This window comes from Postechiella marina, from assembly GCF_039538365.1.
GTDB classification, from domain to species: Bacteria; Bacteroidota; Bacteroidia; order Flavobacteriales; family Flavobacteriaceae; genus Postechiella; species Postechiella marina.
On the sequence record NZ_BAABCA010000001.1, the window covers coordinates 743,605 to 760,366 of the forward strand.

Consider the following 16,762-nt stretch of genomic DNA (forward strand, 5'->3'; position numbering starts at 1 on the left):
TATTGTTTTATTTTTTATAGTACAACATTTTATGATAGCCAAAAACACCTTGTATTCTATATTAGATCTTGCTTTAGTTTCTAAAAATTATACTCTAAAACAAACCTTTAATAATAGTTTAAAGCTAGCGCAAAGTGCTGAACTATTTGGATATAAACGCTATTGGTTAGCAGAACACCATAATGCCGAAAACATTGGCAGTAGTGCTACTTCTGTATTAATTGGTTATGTAGCAGAAGGTACAAAAACCATAAGAGTAGGTTCTGGAGGTATTATGCTTCCTAACCATTCGCCATTAATAATAGCTGAACAATTTGGAACTTTAGGAAGCTTATACCCAAACAGAATAGATTTAGGTTTAGGAAGAGCTCCTGGTACAGATCGTGAAACTGCAGAAGCTATACGGTCTGATTTTATGGATGCTGCGCACGCATTTCCTAACGAATTAGAAAAAATACAAGATTATTTTGCTATAGGAAACTCTACAGCCAAAGTAAGAGCCACAGTTGCAGAAGGTGTTAATGTTCCTATTTATATTTTAGGTTCTAGCACAGATAGTGCACATTTAGCAGCGAAAAACGGGAAGCCTTATGCCTTTGCGAGCCATTTTGCAACTACACATTTATGGAATGCTCTAGATATTTACCGAAAAGAATTTAAGCCCTCTTTTGAGCAGGACAAGCCTTATGTAATTGTTGGTTTAAATGTTATTATAGCCGATACCGATGAAGAAGCAGAACGATTATCAACCTCATTAATCAAATTAATTCTTGGTTTATTTACAGGAAAAAGAGAACCAGTGCAACCACCCACGGAGATGACTAATGACTTGAGAGGTATTTTGCAAAATCCCCAAGTGCATCAAATGCTTAAATATTCTTTTATTGGGAGTAAAGCTACAGTAAAACCTCAAATTAGAGAGTTTATGGAGCAAACCAAAGCAGACGAATTTATAGCTGTTACCAATATTTATGATGTAAACGACCGAATTAAATCCTATAAATTATTTGCTGAAATTATGGATGAATTAATTGGTTAATTAAATTATAATGAAGTCTGTTTTTTGATAATAAACCAACAGTTATAATCATTACAACAAAACAGAATTTAAAAGTATATTTGCACATAGAAAATACAAATTTAAGCGCATTTGTTTAGAGCTTAAATATTAAAATATATTTAAAATGAATAAAGAAAATTTTATGCAAGAAGCTGTTAATGCAGCTTTAAAAGGCATGCAAAATAATGAAGGTGGACCTTTTGGATGTGTTATAGTTAAAGATGGAAAAATTATAGGAAAAGGAAATAATAAAGTAACCTCAACAAACGACCCAACAGCTCATGCCGAAGTTACTGCTATTAGAGATGCTTGCAAAAATTTAGATTCTTTTCAGCTTGATGGGTGTATTATTTATACCTCTTGCGAACCTTGCCCAATGTGTTTAGGTGCTATTTATTGGGCTAGACCAGATAAAGTATATTATGGAAGTAGCCAAGCAGATGCTGCTAATATTGGTTTTGATGACGAATTTATTTATAAAGAAATTCCTTTACCATACAATAAACGAAGCATTCCGTTTGAGCAATTATCTCCAGAAATTGCAATAAAACCATTTGAGGCTTGGACAAAAAAGATAGATAAAACAGAGTATTAATAGAATCTATTATAATAAAAAAAGGCTAGAAGAAATTCTAGCCTTTTTTTATTATAATTTTCTGAGATTAAATCGTACTATAAAACTTATAATTAAGGTAATAATTAAGGTTGGTAGCATTAAATATAGCCAACTAAAACCTCGTTTTACTGTGTAAAATTTAGCTTCATGTGTATTCCAGTCAATAACATTAGCAGGTTCTTTATCAAAAATTTTGGTATAAAACCCTAAACGTAAATCTTCATGGAATTTTCCAAGTGCTTTTAAAAATTCCAAATGGCTAATCATATCTGTTCCAGCCAAACTATTAAAACTTAATTGTGCATGCATGGTTGGAATAAAAAGTGCAATGTTTTGGCTAACTGTGTTACGTTTCATTACTTTTTCCATCATTTCTTTGCTCGTGTCTTCAGCAGTTAAATCTCCCATATGTTGCATACCGTAGTACCAAATCCAACTAAATTCGTCTTCTGGCACAGGATATTTTGCAAATTGCGGATAGGCTTCTAAAAAACCTGTCATTGTTGCTCCTTTTTCTAAATCCCATTTTTCATGATAACCATCACGTTGCTCTACCATAGCGTCTAGTGCTTCTGGTACCTGGTATGTATTAATTACATAATTGTTTACCATTGCAGGAATTAAAATGGTTAAAACCACCCAAATAGAAATTAAAGCTAAAGCATTAAAACTAGACGATTTTAATAACGATACCATCCATAAACATAATGCGCTCCAAAAACATAAATACAGGACGCTTTGTAAAAATATAGCCCAAAAATTTGAGTTTAACGGTAACTGTAAAATAGCACTTGCCATAAATAAAAGCAACACTAAAACAGCAAAAACAAACAGTATTCTAACCATTAGTTTTTTGAATAGGAAGCTTGCTTTAGCAGAGGTTTGCGAGGCTAAAATACGCCATGTTCCTAATTCTTTTTCTTCGGAATATAGATTGAAAGTCATGGCTATTAACACCAACGGAAACAAGTAGATTATAACAAACCCTAAATCTAAATTTCCCGACATTAATAATGATGGGTTTTCAAAATCGGTATCGTATTTCTGACCTTCTAAAGCACGAATAGTTACCGCTTGTAACAATGGGTTAACATCACTTTGACCAATAGAAATCGCATTAATATTTGCAGGTTTCTTAATTAAAGTGAAACGCAAATAGTATAATAACAATCCTAAATCATCATTATGATATTCTACGTTGTTTTTTATACTTTCTTTTTGAAATTCTTGAGCAGCAACAATAGTGTTTTCTTGTTTTACCAAGTATTGCTTTCCTATTAATATACTAATAACACCAACGCTAATTAATAAAACTAGGCTCACTAAAAAAATCTTCGTTCTAAAAAACGATTTAAATAATAAACTATACATATTTAGATGGCTTTTAGGTTAGTAGATAATTTTGATAGTCCGAAAAAGGCCAAAATCGTCCAAAGCAGTAAGGCTAAAATAGACGTTAACTCATTTTTAAAAACCGTAGCAGTACTCAAAGTTTTATATTCAAAAGGAGGGAAGTCTTTCCAAAATTTACTAGATAATTTGGTTGGTCCTTCTTTTCCTTTGTTAGGAATATAATCCATTTGTAATTTATTCATGGACTGTGCTAATTTAAAACGATAGGTTTCCGCCTTTGCTTTAAAATGAAGGAAGGATTTAAAATCGGTTCCAGAGAATCCCATCGATAAATTCTTGATGGCTGTATACGGATTTACAAAAGCAGAATAACGTTCTACATTGTTTTGCTTGTTATATACGTGGTATAAATCATTTTGATGCTTTAAATATACTTTAGAACTTAAAGCTTCACCTTGTGCCATAATAAATCCTCCATAATTAAACGGGAGATCATTAACATCTGCAACCTTATTTGCTAATAGAACAGAATCTTTTATTGCTTTAAAATGCGGATCGTTAGGATCGTGACTATCTCCAATTTTAGATAAATCGTGTTCTACAGCAGTTTCCATTTCTATTTTAGAAGGCGTTGGATATAAGTAATAACCCATAGCTTGTAGTGATTTAGGAACAATGATTACAAACAATAACCAGATTCCTAAAAGCTTAACTAACGCGCCTTTAGCAGTTTTACTAAATGCCGAAACTGTAATAGTAATAGCACTTAAAATGGCAAAAAAGAGAAGGTAAGATACTAAAAGAACAGCGTAGCGAGCTAAACTCCCGTTATTCAAGCCTTCGTGCAATTCAATAACTACAAAAAATAGAAGCACTATAAATACAGCAAATAGGAAAATTAAAGACAAACTCCACAAACCTAACCATTTACCAAACACGATTTCTTTTCGACTAATACCTTGTCCAATAAGTAGTTTTAGCGTTCCATTTTCGCGTTCTTGCGCAATAGTAGCAAAGCCCAAATAGAAAATTAATAAAGGCACAATAACCTTTAAAAGCATGGCTAAACTAACTTCACCAAAGCGTAGTAAACCTGTAGACATACTAGCTTCGGAAAAATTAACGGTGTTCTGTTTATGGGCTTCTAAAAACACAGCATTACCTACAAAGTTCTCCATACCTAAATCGAAAACACTAAGCACATGTTTTATTCTAAAAGCAAACGAACCGTAGTGCGACATACGATGTGGATGTTTATCAGGATTGTTTTCCCAACTATCTTGAACTTCTTCTTGAACAGCACCACGCGTTACATTTTGGTCATGATAATTTTCCCAGCCACTATAGGCTGAAAATACTAACAAAAACAACATTAGGATAGACGCAACGACCATAACTTTAGATCGGAATGCGTCTTTCCATAACTGTTGTGCCAACAAGTAGATGACATTTTTTCTCATATTTAAAATTTATAAGTCGCATTTAATAACACATTTCTTGGCGCTCCTGGTCCTAATCTAGAAGGATTAAGTCCACCTAAGTAATATGTGTCATCAAATAAATTATTTACTTTAAGGGTTAATTGCATACCAGTGTTTGATGGTCTATAATATAAAGCAGCATCAAAAACGGTAAAGTCTGGTAATAGTATTCTGTCTGTAGCATAGGTTGGGTTATACCAAGTATATTTTTCGTCTACATATTGTACACCAAAACCAAGTCCGATACCTTTTAAAGCTTTATTTCTAAAATCATAACGTCCCCAAAAATTAGCATTATGCTTTGGCGCACCACCAATTCTGGCTCCAATAAATTCTTCTACCGCATCTTCAACAATTACAGCATCGTTGTAACCATAAGAAACAATGACATTAAAATTAGGGGAAATATAACCGGAAACATCCATTTCGAAACCTCTACTACGTTGTTCTCCTCGTGTTGTTAAGTTTTCTAAATCATAAGTATCACCAAGTAAAATGTTTTTTTGAATGATTTCAAAAATAGACACGTTAGCAAATACTTTACCATTTAAAAACTCACCTTTTGCACCAATTTCTTTTAAGCTACTCTCTAAAGGGTCGAAATCTCCAGGAGAACCACCCCAGAAAAAACCTTCGGCAGTAGGCGATAAAGAAACGGTGTTTGTATGTGGTTGAAATCCTTCTAAATAGGTAGTATAAGCGCTAATATCATCCGTAATTTCATAAGTTAAACCTAATCTTGGAACAAAAGCACTGGTTTTAGTTTCTTGCTCGTCGCCCTTATAATCAAAAATATCGCTAAACCATTCATACCTTAAGTTTGCTAAAACAGAGAATTTTCCCCATTTAAATTGATTTTGAATATAGATTCCGTTAGATGTTGTTAAGTTTGCAGGAATAGTTAAATCTGAAAGATTGTAAGCGTTAGTATTTCTTGCACCATTAAAAGGATTTTCTAAATCAAAATGTGGCACTGCAGGAACAGGCATGGTGACACCATCTACAACCATTTGTTGGTAATTATCTGGATTACTTGCATCGTAATTTGCTTGTCCACCACTTACGGTTAAATAGCGTCTTGCACGATTAAATCCAGCTCCTGTTTTTCTTTCCCAACGAGAACCATCATAACCCACTAATATTTTATTTGTGAAATTACTTTTTACAATATCGTAATTAAAATAGGAGCTAAAATTATCTGTTTCCCAGTATTGCTGTCTTTCATCATAACGTAATCTCGCAAGTGTTGTAATTACGTTTCCATCAATATCTACAGCAGTTCCATCCACTCTGTGTTCTGCTAAATCTTCGTCCCAAGTTTGTTTCATAAACTGCGCATTAAACCCAAAATTTTCAGTAAACTTCTTGTTAAAATTTGCCATAAACATAAGCTCTTTAGTTTTGTAATGATCGCTCGAAGCACCAACATTCATGGTAATTGGTGTGCTGTCTAAATCATATTCACCATTAATAGAACCGAAAATTGGCTGACCTCTATCTAAATTACCTTCAGCATTACTATAAATCATTTCCACGTTTAAAGACGTTGTTTCGTCTGGGATATAACTAAAAGAAGGCGCAATTAAAAGCGCATTATTAGTTACAACATCTCTAAAAGAATCTGCTTCTTGAAAGGCTGCGTTAAAACGATATAATAAAGTTTTAGAATCGTTTAAAGGGCCTGTAAAATCTCCTGTAGCTCTTAATGTTCCGTAACTTCCTGTAGATAACGACACTTCGTTACGCTTTTCTAATAATGGTTTTTTGGTTACCATGTTAACCGTTCCTCCAGGATCTGCACTAGAAAATGTTACAGAAGATGGTCCTTTTATTACTTCCACACGCTCTAAATGTGAGGTGATAGGTTGTAAGAAATAATATTGACGTGTACGCATTCCGTTTATTACCTGTCCATCGTCACCTTGAGTAATACCTCGAATATTATAATGGTTATATAAGCCAGTAGCAGCTACATTACTAACTGTTTTTACTGCATCTGGTAATTGAAATGCCAGACGGTCTGCAATAAGTTCTTTTGTAACTGTGGCAACTGCCTGCGGTAACTCTTTGTTTTTAATCGCTATTTTAGTTGCCGAAAATGAGTAATCACTATTGTAATCTTTTCGTGCTCTACCAATAACTTCAACAGATTGTAATTGTTCTGAATTTTCATCTAAAATAAAAGATCCTAAGTTGTAGGTTTTATTTTCGTTGAATGTTTTTTCAAGATTTAAGGTGGTCATTCCTACATAGCTCACTCTAATTTTATAACTTCCTGTAGTGCTTAAATTAAAATTGAAATCGCCATTGTCTTGGGTAATTGTTCCGCTTTTTTGCTGTGAAGTTGTACTGTAATATGAAACTGTTGCTCCAAAAATAGGTTCACCTTGTTTATCGGTAATTTTACCTGTAATTTTAATTTGCGCAAATGATGCTTGATAAGCAAAAACCATTAGCATTAATAGTATATATTTTTTCATTTTAAATGGTTTCTAAATAAAGTTGATTTAATTCGTTAGCGTTAATTTCGCTAGCTTTTAGTTGTTGTGCCAATACACCTTCTTTCATAATACCTATGGTTGTTCCCAATTCTACAGCATTAAAAATATCGTGTGTTGCCATAAAAATGACTTTACCCATTTTAGCTAATTCTTTACATATTTTAGTGAACTCTGCAGTAGCTTTAGGGTCTAAACCAGAAGTAGGTTCGTCCATAAAAATTACTTCGGCATTTTTGGCTAATGCCACAGCAATACCAACTTTTTGACGCATTCCTTTAGAATACGTAGAGAGTCTTTTGTGTTGTGCATCGGCTTGTAATCCTGTTTTAGCTAAAAAACCTTCAAGCTCTGATGTTGAATAACTAAAACCAGCTAAACGACTAAAGAAATTAAGGTTTTCAATGCCTGATAAATTACCATAAAGTTGAACCGTTTCGGGTATATAGGCAGTTAATTGGTTGGTGTTATCTTTACCAATTTCTTTATCGCCAATAAAAGCTTGCCCACCATCTTTTTGAATAAACCCTAAAAAGATGTTTATCGTGGTGGTTTTTCCTGCTCCGTTTTGACCAAGAAGACAAAAAATTTCGCCTTTAGAAACCTCGAGAGAGACGTCTTTTAACGCAACTTTTCCGTTATAAGACTTTGTAATGTTTAATGCTTTAAGCATATGTGTTGTTAATTAAATTAAGTATAATGTTTAGCGCCTAATCACTTTACATTAAAAGCGCTAAGTTTTGTAGAATAATCACTCAAAATAGGAGAGAAGAAGTCCAAATTATACATGCTGATTAAGGCCTAATTTGATTTTTTTTCAAAATAGAACCGCTTATTTACTCAAAAAAATCAAGCAAATAAAAATACTATCCCTGTAGAGGATAATGATGCATAAATTATGGACTATTGCAATTGCGGAGGAGGTCTAGCAAAGAGATAACTATCTAAGTATCTATTGCTAAATCCAGTTTTAACAGCAGGCTTTGTAAATGCTTTTTCGCAAAAAAAGAATTGTACTTTAGGAACATTTAAAGCTTCTGTTTCTAAATGAGGTGTAAAATTAACAGCGGTAACAATATCACAAACCTCACAGTGTTGCGCTTCATGTTCGTCTGCATGATGCGAAAGCGCATGTAAGCCTGCTACTTTGAATAAAAGAATCAAAGTAATAAAAAAAGTGGCTGTTATTTGCTTTACGTTTTTCATTTAAAAGCGCGAAATTAATCAATTTTATTTATAAATAATGCGTTTTTATAATGGAATTAACTATTAACAATATTGTTTTATAACTTGATTTAAAAAAAATAAACAACATCAGTTCTGTTAACTTATCTTGTAAAATATCACCTTTAAAATCTTCTGTTAGCCTTTATTAGCATTTAAGTTATAAGTTTTGTTTATAAAACTATTTTTTTAATGTTTTAAAGTTTGTTTGGTCTCGCAATTTCAAACCATTTTAAAACCAGTTTGTGAGAAGTAACATCAAGTAAAAAATAATCTAAAGCATTGTAAGACCTAAAGAAGGACTTCACTTTAAAACGAACTAAAAAAAAGTAAGGTGATTCCGGACGTTCTACATTATAATATCGGACGATTAGCTTTTTATAAACCTGCAAATTTGCACTATAAAAATATCAATAAAAATAAATAATTATGAGCGTTTTAAAACAACAATTTAGAAGCATTAAAATAAATAAAAGGTATGTAAAATTTAACAATGTCATGTTGCTTTTACTAGCAGTAGTATTATTTGCGTCTTGCTCAAATGATGATGATACTAATTTACCAACCAACGATTCTGTTACAATAAAAGATCTATTAACAGATGTTGGTTTTAATGGTTTTGCCATTGTAACTAAAAATGGAGAAGATTTGGTTAGGCAAGGGTTTGGATTGGCAAATGTAAATACAGAAATGCCTCAAGATTATAATCTTGCTTACCGAATAGCATCGGTAAGTAAAACACTAACAGCTGCAGCTATTGTGCAATTAAAACGCGATGGTTTAATAACCAATTTTAACCAAACTTTGAGTGAGTTTGATGATGATTTTCCGAAAGGAAATCAAATTACCATTGCTCATTTATTATCGCATCAATCTGGTATTCCCGATTATTTTTTCTTGGCAAAGGAAGCTAACGAGCAAGGAGAGACTTTAAATTTAGAAGCTATTTACGATTTAATCACAGATTTAATTTCTGAAAACAACCTCGATTTTACTCCAGGAGCATCAAAAGCCTATAGCAATTCCAACTATTTTTTAGCAGGTTTGTTAATACAGGAATTATCTGGAATGAGTTATCATAATTACATTAAACAGAAAATTTTAAATCCGTTAGAAATGAATAATACCTTTAGAGGTTTAGATAATATAGATACAGATACACACGCACAAGGGTATAAAAATGAGATGCCAAATAGTAATTACTCAATGGTTAACGCTTTTGGAGCTGGCGATTATAGTAGTTCGCCAGAAAACATGGAAATTTGGGTTAATGCTGTAAAAAATAATTGGTTTACAGAAGCAGAAAAATCAAAAATATTTGCACAAGATGTGCCAAGCGGTTATGTTGATTTTGGCTTAGGTTGGTTTACATCTCAAGAAGGCAATAGCACTATGTTTTGGCATGGGGGAGATATAAATGGTTATTGGTCTATAATTGGTTTTATTCCCGAAAATAATACAACTGTGGTGTTGTTAAGTAACCAAGAGTCTGATAACGAAGCTACGCAGCGCAGTGCTGTTATTCAGTATTTATTAACGAATTCACAGTATTAAAATTCAATTATTTAAAGACTAATACATCATGAAAAATTTAACATTATCAATTTTAGTATTTACAGTATTAACAACAAATGTTTATGCTCAAGAAGCAACAACGCAAGACTACCAAATTAAAGTTATAACAAGTGTAGAGTCTATTATTTCTAGTGGCTTAGGTAGATCGCGTTTAATTTCATCAAACAACGAAAGAAATTATAAAACATTTACATCGAGCCAAACAGAAAATGATAATAGCAGAAACAAAGCTAAAAGAAAAGACATTAGAGTTAAGGAGTTTGAAGAAACTAAATTATTAAACTTTTTTAATTTAGGCGGAATACGTTTTCAAAATATAGCTGCAAACGATACTGTTATTTCTTCAAAATTAACAGCAATGCTAGCAGAAGGTTGGGATTTGCTGTTTGTAACAAGCGCTGTAGAAAGCGATGCGGGAAAAAGTGATGGTAATGGTATTTTTATTACTCGTTATATTTTTAAAAGAAAATTAAATTAAAACAAATTTAAGAGTATTAATGTCTTTTACTTTATAAATCTAGTAAACATTAATTAAAAAATGTTTTACAGATAGGAGAGGAGTGAGTATTAAGTTATACTATTAGGGTTTAAGCGAGACATGCTTCGCAACGCCCTTGTATTAATAACTGAGATATTTCGATAGTTCTGTTTGGTATTTTAGGTAACGTAACACTAACGGTTAGACAGTCTACTTTACCACAGCTTAGGCATTGAAAGTGAGGGTGCAAATCTTTGTGTTCTGTTGCCGAGCAACCAGTGCACTTAGCATACCATTTTAAACCATCTTTACCTAGAAAAGAGTGTAAAACGCCATCGTCTTCTAATTTGTCTAAAACACGATATATGGTCGTTTTGTTAAACATAGTGCCTAACTGCTCAATTAGTTTTTTTGCAGAAATAGCTTCGTCACTACTATTAAAGGTATTAATTAAAACTTCTACAGCTTTTGTTTTTCTAATAACTCCCATAATACAAATGTAACACAACCTAGTTGCATTAACAAATATTATTTCTACATTTGCAACTCAGTTGTATTAAAAATTAGTAATGATATTAACAAATCAAAAATCAGACAATTTAGGAGCTATTGCAAGTAGTTTGTGTCTTTTACATTGTATTGCCACTCCCTTTATTTTTATAGTACAAAGTTGCTCTTTAACATGCTGCAGTAATACACCAACTTGGTGGGTATTTATAGATTATTTTTTCTTAACAATTTCTTTTTTTGCTATTTACCGCTCTACACAAACAACTACTAGTAAATGGATAAAACCTGCTCTTTGGATAAGTTGGATATTACTGTTTTTTATAATAGTAAACGAAAAAATGGCATGGTTATCTTTACATGAAAATTTAGTATACTTTCCAGCGTTAACTTTAATTGCGTTACATTTATACAATAAAAAATATTGCCAGTGTAATACAAATACATGTTGTGCAAATGAAGGGTAAAGAAAAAATAGAAGGAATACGCAACAATCATTTTTTGACAAATATTAATATGACTTTATGTGCAGATTTTTTTGTAAAAACTAATGATGAAAAAATAGAAAACATCCAGCATCATTTTGCTAAAATGTATGTAAGAGAATTGTTTTATGAATTGAATCTAACTCATAAAACAAAACTTTCGGTTTTTTTGAAAACAAATAATTTTTAAAGAGAAATTAAAAAAAGAAAAGAGCATTTTACAAAACATTTAAAAGCCCAAATGTACTATTACAATATGTTCTTATTTGTTTTAATAAAAATATAAAAGAGCTAAAATTACTACTAACAAATTTACCAAACCAAGCTATTAAAAACAACTAGTAAAATTTATAATAGAGGTTATAAAACGTTTACAAATATATATTCAGATTTAATATGTTAAAAATATCATTTAAATTAAAAACTCTAAATATTTAAAAGTTAGTAATTCTATAAATTATCATGGATTATAATAGAAGAAAATTTATCTCCTTTATGGGGAAAGCGAGTGTAGGAAGTGTTATTATGCCTCAATTTTTAATAAGTTGTGGTAATACAACAACGCCTACAAAAGATATTAATAATATATCTACAAAAAGATTAAACGAGCTAAAAGCCTTTGTTTTAAAAGGTTTAATGTCTTCGGATAAAGATGATTTATTACTAGCAAATGGCTTAAATTATCATACCGTTGTAAAATGGGGCGATAAAATTAGCGAAACAGATACTTTTGGTTTTAATAACGATTTTACTTGTTTTATTCCTTTTGATGAAAACAACCCTAAAGACGGTTTGTTATGGGTAAATCACGAATATGTAAACCAACTCTTTGTTTCTGGTTTTGATAAAAGCAAATACGAAAACCCGTTAGAGCACAGAACTATCGAGCAGGTAGATAAAGAAATGTACCATGTTGGAGGTAGTATTGTTAGAATTAAAGAAAAAAATGGTGTGTGGTCTGTGGTTAAAAACGATTCGCATAACAGGCGTATTACAGCAAAAACACCAATTAAGTTAAATTGGGATAGCCCTATTAAAGGTAAAACCACGGTAATAGGAACAAATAGTAATTGTTCTGGAGGTATTACTCCATGGAAAACCTTTATTACTTGCGAAGAAAACTATAACGACTGCTTTGGAGAAACGGTTTACGATGCCAATAACAAGGCAAGCCATAAACCAAGTCGTTACGGTTGGGAGCACTTTTACAATTATCCGCCAGAACATTTTGGTTGGGTTGTAGAGGTAAATCCAAAAGATGGAACAGCACAAAAACATATTGCTTTGGGTAGATTTGCACACGAATGTTGCACTTTATACGAGCTAGAAGATAAGCGCGTTGTTGCTTACTCTGGAGACGATAAAAATAACGAGCATTTATATAAGTTTGTATCTTCTAAACCAGGTTCTTTAAAAGAAGGTACGCTTTACGTTGCAGATACCATTAATGGTAAATGGTTAGCTTTAGATTGGGAAAATCAGTCTGTTTTAAAAAATAAGTTTAAAGACCAAACCGAGGTGTTAGTTAGAGCTCGAGAAGCAGCAAAACTACTAGGAGCAACTGCTTTAAATAGACCCGAGGATATAGAAATAGATCCTATTACAGGACATATATTTATTACACTAACAAATAATAAGCCTAAAGGCGATGTTCACGGTTCTATTTTAAAAATTGAAGAAACACATGGCAATTTTGATGCCTTAACCTTTAAAGCATCAACATACATGGCTGGAGGCGAAGAAAATGGTTTTTCTTGTCCAGACAATCTAGCTTTCGATATGTCTGGAAACCTTTGGATTACTACAGATATGTCTGGAAATGCCATGAATAGAACCGATAAACCATATCTGCCTTTTAAAAACAACAGCTTATTTGTAATTCCAAGATTAGGTAAAGATGCTGGTAAAGTTATTCGGGTAGCATCGGCGCCACGAGATGCAGAACTTACTGGCCCGTGGTTTTCTCCAGATGGTAAAACTTTGTTTTTAAGCGTACAACATCCTGGCGAGCAAACTAAAAATTTAAATAACCCAACGAGCACATGGCCTTTTGATAAGGATAATATTCCTAAACCAGCAGTGGTTGCTATTCAAGGCGATTTAATCGAAAAAATGAATAAACTTAATCAAATAGAATCTGTTTAAAATAAATTTAAAAGGGTAGAAGGTAAATATGTTAAAAATAAAAATAGGAATTATAACTGTAAGCGATAGAGCAAGCGCTGGGATTTATGAAGACCTTAGCGGAAAAGCGATAATAGATACCTTAAATTCATATTTAATTTCTACTTGGCAAAAAGTATATAAAGTTATCCCAGACGAACAGACGCTTATTGAAGATACTATTATAGATTTTGTAGATAATCAAAATTGCTGTTTAGTTATTACAACAGGAGGTACAGGCCCTGCTAAAAGAGATGTAACACCCGATGCTACAGAAGCTGTATGCGACAAACTAATGCCAGGCTTTGGTGAGCTTATGAGAGCAGAATCGTTAAAATTTGTGCCAACAGCAATTCTTTCGAGACAAACTGCGGGACTTAGAAAAAAGAGTTTAATTTTAAATTTACCCGGAAAACCAAAATCTATAAAAGAATGTTTAGACGCTGTTTTTCCAGCTATTCCTTATTGCATAGACCTAATAGAAGGACCTTATTTAGAGTGTAACAAAGCTGTAATAAAACCGTTTAGGCCTAAAATTAAATAATAGAAAATAAAGTTAAGAATTTATATAAATTATGGAGCCTATTATTACAGTTGTGGGGTTTTTAGGCGCAGGTAAAACAACATTACTGCGTTATTTAATAGAAAAATTTACCAACTATGGTTGGCAACCTTTTGTAATTCTTAACGACTACGAAAATGCCAATATGGATGCCCAACAGTTTAGACAACAAGTAAAATTAAATAGTATTAAAGCACTTAGTGGTAGCTGTATATGTTGTAGTGGTATAGTAGAGCTTAGACATACTGTAAATAGAATTCAAGAAAGAAAAAAAGGTGTTACATTAATTGAAGCTAACGGAACTTCTGACGCTTGTACATTAATGGAGTTTCTTGGCGTAGGTTTAAATAATAGGTTTTTACCACCCATTCAAATATCTGTTGTAGATGTTAAAAATTGGCAAAAAAGAGGAGAGCATAACGAATTGGAACGTAATCAAATTCAAGTTTCTTCGCTTATTGTTTTAACACATTTAGAACACATTGCAGCAAAAAGAAAAGAAATAGTTATTGCAGATATTAAAGCGAGCAATACGTTGGCAAAAATTATAACCATGGATAATTTGGATGTATCGCTTCTTCCAGAATTATTACCGTTAAAAAACAAGGCGCAAAAAATAGATCATCAAAAGGCACATTGGGCGTCTTGTTCTTCAAATTTACCAGAGTTACCAGATGTAAGCTGTATTTATAGTATTTGCAAGGCTTTGCCTAAAAGTATTTTAAGAGTAAAAGGTTGTACTAAAATTGATGGAGAAAACAATTACACTTACTTTGAAAGAAACCCAGACGGAGAAGTGTTTATAAGACCATTTAATGGTATTCCTGTTACAGGCACTAAGCTTTTAACCATTGGCTTAGGTAGCGAGCCTCATGTTTTAAAAAAAGCTATAGATTCGGCTCTAAATCAATAATTACATCAATTAATTTTTATATTTGAATATAATAAAATGAAAAGACTAATTGCTAACATTATGTAAATGTTCGTTTTATGCTGTGGGATAAATTGAGGTTATATGGATGTTGTGGTTAATATCAAATAACGAAAAACTTTATCCTCATCTTTCTGAAAGTTATTACTTTATGAATTTCGGAGAATTAAATTTAGGAGGAGGAGCATCTTTCTTAGTCCATAATATAAAATCATTTATAGGCTCAGGTATAAAAAATAAAATCATTGCTCTTTTTGATAATGATACTGCTGGGTTGAAAGAAATGAAACAATTAGACAATTTAAAAATTCCTGACAACATAAAAATTTCACGTTATCCAGATATTAAACTGGCTAAAAGCTATCCAACTATAACATCCGATGGTAAAAAAAATATTAATGGTATAGCATGTAGTATTGAAATGTATTTAGGAATAGATGTTTTAAAAAATCAGCCAATAAAACTAAAAGGGTATGAAAATAGTATTGGTAAATTTCAAGGAGAAATTTTAGAAAAAAAACTAATTCAAAAAAGGTTTGAAAAAAAAGTAAAAAATAAAGAAATAATTTCAAGTGAATGGATAGAAATGAAAGAACTACTTGATTTAATTATTCGAGCGTGGCAATAATACTAACCACAACAATGGCTAAAATTAATACGGGTTTTGGTGCTTAATCCAAAGTTTAGTGTATTTTTATGAAGTCCGCCAAATCTTTTGATTTGGCTTTAGAATAGAAAAGATAAAACAAAATAAAAAGTTTTGGATAATCGCTTAATCCGAAATTAAATGCTAATTTAATCCCGTACTAACCTTAGCCGAGACCGTTGTGCACAATATTACCCCGTCCTGAATAAAGGCTACATAATTTTAAACATTATGTACAAAAATGACAATTATTATATTATTTGTAACATTTTCGTTTATTCTCTTACTAATATGTGTAACCTTAAATTATATGTCTATTATGAAAATAATGCCTATTATAGTCTGTTTAATTGTTTTGTTTATAGTTATCCTACCTTATTACTATAAGAACAAGAAGAAAAATCAGTGATATATTATAAAAATTTTCTCAATCAAAAATTTGACAGAATCACAAACTAATTATTAAATGGTTTTTTAGCTCGTTTACATAATTAAAAAAGTTTGCAGACTAAAATCGCTGACCGAATTCACTCAAACGCTGGAAAAACAGAAAACTTAATTAAGCCGAGTAATTAGAAATCTAAAAAAACAACAAAATGCAACACCTTGTATGTTTAATTACTTGATTATTTACTACTTACGAAAATCCTCGCAGATTTTCTATTCTGTTTTTATTTGCTAAATTAGGTGTTAAACCACGCAACAAACCAAATACAAACACGTTGTAAGTAATTTTACATCGTCCTGAATAAAGGCTACATAATTTTAAACATTATGTACAAAAATGACAAAGTAATTAGACGTTACAGTGAACCTTTCAAATTAAAAATTTTAGACGAACTTAGCATTGGAAAACATACAAAGAGTGAACTTTGTAAACTCTACTCTATTGCACCAACAACTGTCAATGAGTGGATTAAAAAGTATAATCGTAAAGACTTAATGAACACAAGAGTAAAAGTGGAAACTAAAGACGAAATATCTAGAATTAAAGCTCTTCAAAAAGAAATTGAACAGCTAAAAAAACTACTACTTAAAAAGGATCTAGATGCTATGGTATTAGATTCCTATCTAAAAGTAGCTGCTGAAGATCTTGGCTATAAATCTGTCGCTGAACTAAAAAAAAAGTTAAGTATAAAGCCTTAATAAAAGCTAAAGAAAAATCTAAGAGATTTGCGTCTTT

At 31.7% G+C, this 16,762-nt stretch carries 17 protein-coding genes; 11 read left to right on the forward strand and 6 right to left on the reverse strand.

Features of this window, described 5'->3' with window-relative positions:
- Window positions 1-31 precede the first annotated feature (31 nt).
- Window positions 32-1,039 carry an LLM class flavin-dependent oxidoreductase gene (locus tag ABD715_RS02965; RefSeq protein ID WP_344786580.1) on the forward strand — a complete coding sequence of 336 codons (1,008 nt, stop codon included), beginning with the start codon at window positions 32-34 and terminating at the stop codon, window positions 1,037-1,039.
- A gap of 145 nt (window positions 1,040-1,184) precedes the next feature.
- Window positions 1,185-1,655 (forward strand): nucleoside deaminase, encoded by a 471-nt coding sequence (locus tag ABD715_RS02970; RefSeq protein WP_344786581.1) that lies wholly within the window; start codon window positions 1,185-1,187, stop codon window positions 1,653-1,655.
- Between the two features lie 51 nt (window positions 1,656-1,706).
- On the opposite strand, the gene ABD715_RS02975 is transcribed toward ABD715_RS02970, so the two are convergent.
- The 5 genes from ABD715_RS02975 to ABD715_RS02995 all read right to left on the reverse strand — a co-directional run bounded on the left by ABD715_RS02975 (window position 1,707) and on the right by ABD715_RS02995 (window position 8,214).
- On the reverse strand, window positions 1,707-2,999 hold the full coding sequence (locus ABD715_RS02975) for a DUF3526 domain-containing protein (protein WP_486357903.1): 1,293 nt from the start codon (window positions 2,997-2,999) through the stop codon (window positions 1,707-1,709).
- Window positions 3,000-3,049: 50 nt separating this feature from the next.
- On the reverse strand, window positions 3,050-4,489 hold the full coding sequence (locus ABD715_RS02980) for an ABC transporter permease (protein ID WP_344786583.1): 1,440 nt from the start codon (window positions 4,487-4,489) through the stop codon (window positions 3,050-3,052).
- A gap of 2 nt (window positions 4,490-4,491) precedes the next feature.
- Complete coding sequence (locus tag ABD715_RS02985) at window positions 4,492-6,990, reverse strand: TonB-dependent siderophore receptor (protein ID WP_344786584.1); 2,499 nt, start codon at window positions 6,988-6,990, stop codon at window positions 4,492-4,494.
- A gap of 1 nt (window position 6,991) precedes the next feature.
- Window positions 6,992-7,681, reverse strand: a complete 690-nt coding sequence (locus ABD715_RS02990; protein WP_344786585.1) for an ABC transporter ATP-binding protein — start codon at window positions 7,679-7,681, stop codon at window positions 6,992-6,994.
- A 230-nt stretch (window positions 7,682-7,911) separates the two neighbouring features.
- A complete protein-coding gene (locus ABD715_RS02995) occupies window positions 7,912-8,214 on the reverse strand; it encodes a hypothetical protein (RefSeq protein ID WP_344786586.1) in 303 nt (100 codons plus the stop codon).
- A 447-nt stretch (window positions 8,215-8,661) separates the two neighbouring features.
- Here ABD715_RS02995 and ABD715_RS03000 point away from each other — a divergent pair, with 447 nt between their 5' ends.
- Complete coding sequence (locus ABD715_RS03000; protein ID WP_344786587.1) at window positions 8,662-9,786, forward strand: serine hydrolase domain-containing protein; 1,125 nt, start codon at window positions 8,662-8,664, stop codon at window positions 9,784-9,786.
- Window positions 9,787-9,814: 28 nt separating this feature from the next.
- On the forward strand, window positions 9,815-10,285 hold the full coding sequence (locus tag ABD715_RS03005) for a hypothetical protein (protein WP_344786588.1): 471 nt from the start codon (window positions 9,815-9,817) through the stop codon (window positions 10,283-10,285).
- 109 nt (window positions 10,286-10,394) lie between these two features.
- Here the strand turns inward: ABD715_RS03005 and ABD715_RS03010 are convergent, their stop codons facing one another.
- Window positions 10,395-10,775 (reverse strand): Fur family transcriptional regulator, encoded by a 381-nt coding sequence (locus ABD715_RS03010; RefSeq protein WP_344786589.1) that lies wholly within the window; start codon window positions 10,773-10,775, stop codon window positions 10,395-10,397.
- 79 nt (window positions 10,776-10,854) lie between these two features.
- Between ABD715_RS03010 and ABD715_RS03015 the strand changes: the two genes are divergently transcribed.
- From ABD715_RS03015 to ABD715_RS03045, 7 genes are all read left to right on the forward strand, one after another.
- A complete protein-coding gene (locus ABD715_RS03015; protein ID WP_344786590.1) occupies window positions 10,855-11,259 on the forward strand; it encodes a MerC domain-containing protein in 405 nt (134 codons plus the stop codon).
- On the forward strand, window positions 11,249-11,467 hold the full coding sequence (locus ABD715_RS03020) for a hypothetical protein (RefSeq protein ID WP_344786591.1): 219 nt from the start codon (window positions 11,249-11,251) through the stop codon (window positions 11,465-11,467). The genes ABD715_RS03015 and ABD715_RS03020 overlap by 11 nt, the downstream gene beginning before the upstream one ends.
- Before the next feature lie 305 nt (window positions 11,468-11,772).
- Window positions 11,773-13,422, forward strand: a complete 1,650-nt coding sequence (locus ABD715_RS03025; RefSeq protein ID WP_344786592.1) for a PhoX family protein — start codon at window positions 11,773-11,775, stop codon at window positions 13,420-13,422.
- Window positions 13,423-13,450: 28 nt separating this feature from the next.
- Window positions 13,451-13,984 (forward strand): molybdopterin adenylyltransferase, encoded by a 534-nt coding sequence (gene mog / locus ABD715_RS03030; RefSeq protein WP_344786593.1) that lies wholly within the window; start codon window positions 13,451-13,453, stop codon window positions 13,982-13,984.
- 31 nt (window positions 13,985-14,015) lie between these two features.
- Window positions 14,016-14,915: a GTP-binding protein gene (locus tag ABD715_RS03035; RefSeq protein WP_344786594.1), complete on the forward strand. Its 900-nt coding sequence runs from the start codon at window positions 14,016-14,018 to the stop codon at window positions 14,913-14,915.
- Between the two features lie 169 nt (window positions 14,916-15,084).
- Window positions 15,085-15,561 (forward strand): hypothetical protein, encoded by a 477-nt coding sequence (locus tag ABD715_RS03040; RefSeq protein WP_344786595.1) that lies wholly within the window; start codon window positions 15,085-15,087, stop codon window positions 15,559-15,561.
- A gap of 792 nt (window positions 15,562-16,353) precedes the next feature.
- A complete protein-coding gene (locus ABD715_RS03045; protein WP_344786596.1) occupies window positions 16,354-16,725 on the forward strand; it encodes a transposase in 372 nt (123 codons plus the stop codon).
- The last annotated feature ends 37 nt before the right edge of the window (window positions 16,726-16,762 follow it).